Raw genomic sequence first — 7,398 nt, 5'->3', positions numbered from 1 at the left:
CCTCGCCGCCTGCGGCGGCGAGGACTCACCGAGCGAGGCAGGAGCCACGCCCGAGGAGGTGATGGCCGCAGCCAAGGTCACCCTCGACGAGACCAGCGGGGTCCGGGTCGCCCTGATCACCGAGGACCTCCCCGAGGGTGTCATCGGCGCCACCAAGGCCGAGGGCGTGGCCACCCACCCGCCGGCCTTCGACGGCACCATCACCGTCGTCCTCTCCGGTCAGGCCTTCGACGTCCCGGTGATCGCGGTGGACGGCAAGGTCTACGCCCAGATCCCACTCACCCCGGGGTGGCAGGACATCGACCCGGGTGACTACGGCGCCCCGGACCCGGCCCAGCTGCTCAGCCCGGACGCCGGCCTCTCCTCGGTGCTGACCGCCACCACCGGCCTCGAGGAGGGTGACAGCGTCCGCGGCGGGACCGAGAACCGCGAGATCCTCACCGAGTACACCGGCACCGTGACCGATGCCGCGGTCAAGAACATCCTGCCCGGGGCGTCCGGCTCGTTCGACGCGACGTACACCGTCACCGACGGCAACGAGCTCCGCAGCGCCGAGCTCACCGGCGTCTTCTACCCCGGCACCGAGTCGATGACCTACACGATCTCCTTCGACGACTACGGCATCGAGCAGGACATCACCGCGCCGTGACCGATCCCGTGACCGGCCGATGACCGACCGGCCCCGGCTGCTGCTCACCCTGGCGAGCATCGCCGTCGCCTTCGCGGCCGCCGACACCTACGTCGTCGTGCTCGCGCTGCCCGACATGATGGCCAGCACGGGCATCCCGATCGACGAGCTCCAGCGCGCGGCGCCGATCGTCTCCGGCTTCCTGCTCGGCTACGTCGCGATGCTGCCGCTGATCGGCCGGATCGCCGACCTGCGCGGCCGCGTCCCCGTGCTCGTGGCGGCGCTGGTGCTGTTCGCGGTCGGCTCCCTGGTCACCACGCTGGCCTACGACATGCCGACCCTCGTCGGCGGCCGGTTCCTGCAGGGGGTGGGCGGCGGCGGCCTGGTGCCGGCCACCCTGGCGCTGGTGGCCGACCTCTACCCCGTGCAACGGCGCGGCGTCCCGCTCGGCGTGGTCTCGGCCGTCCAGGAGCTCGGCGCGGTGATCGGACCATTGTTCGGGGCCGTCGTGCTCAGCGTGGCCGACTGGCGCGCCATCTTCCTGATCAACCTCGCGGTCGGGCTGGTGCTCGCCGCGGCGCTGCGCAGCCTGGCACCGGGCCCCCTCGCCGGTGGACACCAGCGCCGTTGGTGGCGACGCGTCGACCTCGTCGGGCTCGGGCTCCTGGGCCTCACCACCGTGGCCGGGGCCCTGGTCTTCGTCCGGCCCAGCGAGCTGCTCCGCGACCTGACCTGGGGGCAGCTCTTCATCCCGGTCGTCGGCAGCGGACGCTGGCTGACCCCCCTGGGGTTGCTGACCCTGCTGGCGGCGAGCCTGTTCCTGCTCCGGTGCGTCACCGCCGCCCGGCCCCTGGTCGACCTGCGGGCCTGGGGCCGCACCGCCCGGGAGGCCGACCTGGTCGGCGCCAGCTTCCTGGCCGTCGCGCTGGGCGGGGTGATCCTCGCCTTCGCGACCGCCGACCCCAAGATCGAGGTCTTCTCCGCCCAGGGCTGGTGGTACCTCCTGGGCTCTGCCGTGGCCACCGTCGCGTTCGTCCTGCACCTGCGCAGCGCCACCCGGCCGCTGGTCCCCCCCGGCGCGCTGCGTCGTACGCCGGCCTGGGGCGCCCTGCTGGTCAGCTTCTTCGTGGGTGCCGCCCTGATCGCGGCCCTGATCGACATCCCGATCTTCGCCCGGACCACGGTCCACGGCGACTCCCAGCTGATGGCAGCCTTGGTGCTGGTCCGCTTCCTGGTCGCCCTGCCGGTCGGAGCCGTGATCGGCGGCTACCTGACCCGCACGCTGAGCGCCGGGCTGGTCACGGCGGCCGGGATGCTGATGGCCGCGCTGGCCTTCGTGCTGATGGCGCGCTGGGACATCGACAGCCTCGAGCAGGCCGGCTCCACGGTGGCGCTGCTGCTGGGCGGCTTCGGGTTCGGCCTGGCCCTGGCGCCGGTCAACGCCGCCGTCCTGGCCTCCACCGACGACGACGTGCACGGCCTGGCGGCGGCGCTGGTGGTGGTGGCCCGGATGGTCGGCATGCTGGTCGGCATCTCGGTGCTGACCACGATCGGGCTGCGGCGCTACTACGCCAGCTACGAGGCCGCCGACATCCCCTCGGTGCGCGAGGTCTGCGGCGGTGCCAGCAGGTGCTCGGCGTACAACGACCTGCTCACCACCCTCGGCATCGCCCAGGAGCAGGCGGTCTTCGCCGGTGCCGCGGTCTCGGCGACGATCGCGGCCGTGCTCGCCCTGGTGCTCTTCCGCGGGGCGCCGACGCGGGCGCTGAGCCCCGCCGACGTGCTGCGCTCCGGCGGCTGAGCACCCCGGTCGTCTCTCGCTGGCCGAACCCCCTGTCGGGGCGTCGCGCGCCTCCACTAACCTCGCCCTCGTGAACGACTTCGAGGACCTGCTGGACGCCAACCGCCGCTTCGCCTCCGACTTCGCTCTCGGCGGCTTCGACGGTGTGGCTCATGCGGGCGTGGCCATCGTGACCTGCATGGACTCCCGGATCGACCCGCTGAACATGCTCGGGCTCTCCCCGGGCGACGCGAAGATCTTCCGCAACCCCGGCGGCCGGGTGACCACCGCCGCCCTGGAGGCGCTGGTGCTCGGCGTGCACCTGCTCGGCGTCGAGCGCATCCTGGTCATCCCGCACACGCGCTGCGCGATGGCCTCGAACACCGAGCAGGAGCTCCGCGACCGGGTGGGCGCCTCGGCCGGACAGGACGCCTCCTGGCAGCAGTTCCACGTGGTCGAGGACCAGGTGGCCTCGTTGACCGAGGACGTGCACAAGGTGCGCAGCCACCCGCTGATCCCGGAGACCGTCCTGGTGGGCGGCTTCCTGTACGACGTCGACTCCGGCCTCATCGACCAGGTCCTCTGAGCGAGCGGACCTCCGCTCCCAGCGGCCCCGCGGACGACCGCTGACCCGGGCAGCGGGCACGCCTCAGGCGTCCAGGGCCTCGACGTCGACCTCGTAGGCGCCCTGGACGATGAACTCCTTGCGCGGCGCCACGTCGGAGCCCATCAGCAGTTCGAAGACCCGGGACGCGGCGTCCGCGTCGTCGACGGTGATCCGGCGCAGCGTGCGGTGCCGCGGGTCCATGGTCGTCTCGGCCAGCTGGTCGGCGTCCATCTCGCCCAGACCCTTGTAGCGCTGGATCGGGTCCTTCCACTTCACGTTCTTGCGCTTGAGCTCGGCCATCTTCCGTTGGAGCTCGTCGTCGGAGTACGTGTAGACGTACTTGTCCATCCCCTTCTTGGGGTTGGAGATCTCGATCCGGTGCAGCGGGGGCACGGCCGAGTAGACCCGGCCCTCGGTGATCAGGTCCGGCATGTACTTGAAGAAGAGCGTCGCGAGCAGGCAACGGATGTGGGCGCCGTCGGAGTCGGCGTCGGCCATGAAGATGATCCGGCCGTAGCGACGGGCCTCCGACTCGAAGGTGCGACCCGAGCCGGCGCCGACGACCTGGATGATCGAGGCGCACTCGGCGTTCTTGAGCATGTCGCCGACCGAGGCCTTCTGCACGTTGAGGATCTTGCCCCGGATCGGCAGCAGCGCCTGGAACTCCGAGTCCCGGGCCAGCTTCGCCGTCCCGAGCGCGGAGTCGCCCTCGACGATGAAGAGCTCGGTGCGGTCGTTGTCGTTGGCCCGGCAGTCCGCCAGCTTCGAGGGCAGTGCGGAGGACTCCAAAGCGTTCTTGCGGCGCTGGGTCTCCTTGTGCTGGCGCGCGGCGATCCGGGTCTTGGAGGCCCCGACCACCTTCTCCATCACCAGCTTGGCCTGGGCCTTCTCGACCCGCTTGGTGGAGGTGAGGAACTTCTTCAGCTCGGCCGCGACCACCTTCCGCACGACCTGCCGGGCGGCCGGCGTGCCCAGGATCTCCTTGGTCTGCCCCTCGAACTGGGGCTCGGCCAGACGGACCGTGACGACCCCGGTGAGGCCCTCGAGGACGTCGTCCTTGATCACGTCCGCGTCATTGACCTTGAGCGCCTTGCTGGACCGCATCACGTCGTTGAAGGTCTTGGTCACGGCCTGTTCGAAGCCGCTGAGGTGCGTTCCGCCCTTGGGCGTGGCGATGACGTTCACGAACGAGCGCAGCTCGGTGTCGTAGCCGGTGCCCCAGCGCACCGCGACGTCGACGTGCAGTTCCCGCTCGATCTCCTGCGGGGTCATGTGCCCCTTGTCGTCGAGCAGCGGGACGGTCTCGGTGAAGGTGTCCATGCCCTGCAGTCGCAGGATGTCGGTGACCGGCTCGTCGTGGGCGAGGAACTCGGTGAACTCGGCGATCCCGCCGTCGTGACGGAACTTCTCCTCCACGGGGACGTCGCCGCGCAGGTCGCGGATGACCAGCTCGAGCCCCGGCACGATGAACGACGTCTGCCGGGCCCGGGTGACCAGGTCCTCGTAGACGAACGTGGCGTCCTTGGTGAAGATCTGGCGGTCGGGCCAGAACCTGATCCGGGTGCCGCTCTTCCCCTTCGCCACGCGGGGGCCCTTGCGGGTCAGCCCGGAGCGAGGCTCGAAGGACGCCCCCAGCCCGTCACCGTCGAAGACGCCGGGGAATCCGCGCTGGAAGGACATGCCCTGCTGGGCAGGCGACCGGTCGACGTCGACGTCGAGCCGGCTGGAGAGCGCGTTCACCACCGACGCGCCCACGCCGTGCAGACCACCGGTGGCGACGTACGACCCGCCGCCGAACTTCCCGCCGGCGTGCAGCTTGGTGAAGATCACCTCGACGCCCGGGAGCCCGGTCTTGGGCTCCTTGTCGATCGGGATGCCGCGGCCGTCGTCGTGCACCTCGGCGGAGTCGTCGGGGTGCAGGGTGACCTCGATCCGCTTGGCAGCGCCGGCCAACGCCTCGTCCACACCGTTGTCGATGATCTCCCAGAGGCAGTGCATCAACCCCCGGGTGTCGGTCGAGCCGATGTACATCCCTGGACGCTTGCGTACGGCTTCCAGCCCCTCGAGCACGAGGAGATGGGCCGCGTTGTACGTGTTGTCGATCGTGGGCTCCCAGCCTGGGCAAATCCGTCGGTTGTTCGGTGTCGAATCTACCTGCGACACGCCGTACGACGCAGAAGGCTCGCCTGCCGGCACCGGCCCGGGGGCGGGTCTACCGTGAGCAGGACAGCACCACCGTGAGATCCACGTCACGATGTGGACACGATCGGTTCCCGGGACGACCGAACCGCAACGCGGCGCCGGCCTCGCGCGTCAGACTCCCAACAGAAGAGTTGTCTTGCGCCCCCCTCAAGTCGGGGTGTGGATGCACCGATGAAGGGGTAGACACTCCGTGATTGGATGAAGTGTCAGCGATACGCCGAAGCGGGAATCTTCACCACCGTGCCTACGTTGAGCAAGACACCGAACGAAGAGAAATGAGGCCGTTGTGACCACTGCCGTTGCCCCTAGTTCCGCAGCACTCACTGCTGTGGACCGCTGCGACCGTTGCGGAGCCCAGGCCTACCTTCGCGTGGAGCTCCAGACCGGCGGCGAACTCCTGTTCTGCGCCCACCACGCGCGTGAGCATGGCGACAAGCTCAAGGAGATCGCGGTCACCGTGATCGACGAGACGCACAAGCTCGGTGCCACTCCCCAGGTCACTCCCTGAGGTAGGCACCCCGACAGACACCCGCACGACCCCGGACCTGATGGTCCGGGGTCGTGGGCATTTCGGGGGCAGGTGTCTGAGAAGGTGTCCGCCGTGAGCCTCACCGAAGTCCTCGTCGCGCTGGCGATCGCCGTCGGCCTGGTCGGCATCGTCGTGCCGATCCTGCCGGGCTCGATCCTGGTGCTGGGCGCCGTCCTGGTCTGGGCGCTCGAGGTCGGCAGCGGCACCGCGTGGATCGTCTTCGCCGTGGTCGCCACCCTGCTCGTGACCGGGTCGGTCGCCAAGTACGTCGTGCCGGGACGACGCCTGCAGGGGGCCGGGGTCCCGGCCTCGACCCAGTGGGCCGGCGCCCTCGGGGCGATCGCCGGCTTCTTCGTGATCCCGGTGATCGGGCTGGTGATCGGGTTCGTGGCCGGCGTCTATGCCGCGGAACGCCACCGGGTGGGCGCCGCCGCCGCCGGACCCTCCACCCGGTCGGCCCTGCGGGCTGTGGGCCTGAGCATCCTGATCGAGCTCACCGCGGCGCTGCTGGCGACCGCGACCTGGGTCGTCGGCGTCGCGGTCACCTGACATGGCGATCCTGCTCTCCCTGCTGGCCGCGCTCTCCTACGGTCTGGCCGACTTCGTCGGCGGTGTCTTCTCCAAGCGGGTCAGCCCCTGGGCGGTCGCCTTCAGCGCGCAGATCGGCGGCGCACTGCTGGTGCTCGGGTTCTCCCTGGTGGAGCCCGGGGCCCCGACCCGGGTGGACCTCGCCTGGGGGGTGCTGGCCGGGCTCGGCAACGGCTTCGGGACGGCGTTCCTCTACCGGGGGCTCTCCTCGGGGCGGATGGGCGTGGTGGCACCGATCTCCGGGGTCGGGGCCGCCCTGGTCCCGGTGTCGGTCGGCCTCCTCGCCGGCGAGCGTCCCAGCGCGCTGGTCTGGCTGGGGATCGCGTTGGCGCTGCCGGGGATCTGGTACGTCTCGCGGGGGCCCTCCACGTCCGGAACGACGGGCATGGCGGCGGGGGTGAAGGACGGTGTCCTGGCCGGGCTCGGCTTCGGCACCCTCTTCGCGTCGCTCGCGCAGCTGCCGGCCGAGGCAGGGTTCCTGCCGCTCGCGCTGAACCAGGTGGTCGCGGCGGGCGCGATCATCGTGGTGGCCACCGCGCTGCGCTCCGCGTGGCTCCCCCGCGACCCGCGGGCCCTGGGCGGACTGATCAGTGGAGCCCTGGGCGCGGTCGCCACCGGGTCCTTCCTGGTGGCCACCCACCACGGCGAGCTGACCATCACGGCGGTGATCTCCTCGCTCTACCCGGCCTTCACCGTGGTGCTGGCCGCCACGGTGCTGCGGGAACACATCCTGCGCACCCAGGCGGTGGGCCTGGCGCTCTGCGCCGTGGCCATCGGACTCGTCGCGGCGGGTTGAGATCACCGGTAACGTTCGAGACATGACCGACACGACGCCGCCACGACCCTCCGGCTCCACTCCCAGCGGTTCCACGAGCGGCGGCGCCCCGGCACCGGGCAGTGCACCCGGCAGCGCACCGGGCAGCGCCCCCGGCAGCTCATCGGCCCCGAAGAAGGACCATGCGAAGGAGCCCACCGGCCGCGCGACCCCCGCGGACACCCGGGCGACCGCGACCGAGGACCCGCTGCGCGGGTCCCGGGCCAGTGGGATCTGGGTGGGCGTCGTG

The 7,398-nt window shown here is 71.0% G+C and carries 8 protein-coding genes; 7 read left to right on the top strand and 1 reads right to left on the bottom strand.

Features of this window, described 5'->3' with window-relative positions:
- The 3 genes from ABZE72_RS14630 to ABZE72_RS14620 form a co-directional block, all read left to right on the top strand.
- The coding region (locus ABZE72_RS14630; RefSeq protein ID WP_372729768.1) for an LppX_LprAFG lipoprotein at window positions 1–649 on the top strand (649 nt) is incomplete at its 5' end.
- Between the two features lie 19 nt (window positions 650–668).
- Window positions 669–2,429: an MFS transporter gene (locus ABZE72_RS14625; protein ID WP_372729767.1), complete on the top strand. Its 1,761-nt coding sequence runs from the start codon at window positions 669–671 to the stop codon at window positions 2,427–2,429.
- Between the two features lie 70 nt (window positions 2,430–2,499).
- A complete protein-coding gene (locus ABZE72_RS14620; protein WP_372729766.1) occupies window positions 2,500–2,994 on the top strand; it encodes a beta-class carbonic anhydrase in 495 nt (164 codons plus the stop codon).
- Window positions 2,995–3,057: 63 nt separating this feature from the next.
- Here ABZE72_RS14620 and ABZE72_RS14615 read toward each other — a convergent pair whose 3' ends face one another.
- Window positions 3,058–5,142 (bottom strand): type IIA DNA topoisomerase subunit B, encoded by a 2,085-nt coding sequence (locus ABZE72_RS14615; protein ID WP_372729769.1) that lies wholly within the window; start codon window positions 5,140–5,142, stop codon window positions 3,058–3,060.
- A gap of 361 nt (window positions 5,143–5,503) precedes the next feature.
- On the opposite strand from ABZE72_RS14615, the gene ABZE72_RS14610 reads away from it, so the two are divergent.
- The 4 genes from ABZE72_RS14610 to ABZE72_RS14595 all read left to right on the top strand — a co-directional run.
- Window positions 5,504–5,725 (top strand): hypothetical protein, encoded by a 222-nt coding sequence (locus ABZE72_RS14610; protein ID WP_372729765.1) that lies wholly within the window; start codon window positions 5,504–5,506, stop codon window positions 5,723–5,725.
- Between the two features lie 93 nt (window positions 5,726–5,818).
- Window positions 5,819–6,295: a DUF456 domain-containing protein gene (locus ABZE72_RS14605; protein WP_372729764.1), complete on the top strand. Its 477-nt coding sequence runs from the start codon at window positions 5,819–5,821 to the stop codon at window positions 6,293–6,295.
- Window position 6,296: 1 nt separating this feature from the next.
- Window positions 6,297–7,130 carry an EamA family transporter gene (locus ABZE72_RS14600; RefSeq protein WP_372729763.1) on the top strand — a complete coding sequence of 278 codons (834 nt, stop codon included), beginning with the start codon at window positions 6,297–6,299 and terminating at the stop codon, window positions 7,128–7,130.
- Between the two features lie 22 nt (window positions 7,131–7,152).
- The coding region (locus ABZE72_RS14595; protein WP_372729762.1) for a hypothetical protein at window positions 7,153–7,398 on the top strand (246 nt) is incomplete at its 3' end.

This window comes from Nocardioides sp. (assembly GCF_041600255.1).
In the GTDB taxonomy this organism is placed as follows: domain Bacteria; phylum Actinomycetota; class Actinomycetes; order Propionibacteriales; family Nocardioidaceae; genus Nocardioides.
Note: the sequence above shows the minus strand (reverse complement) of the source record. Positions and strands in the feature narration are given on the sequence as shown.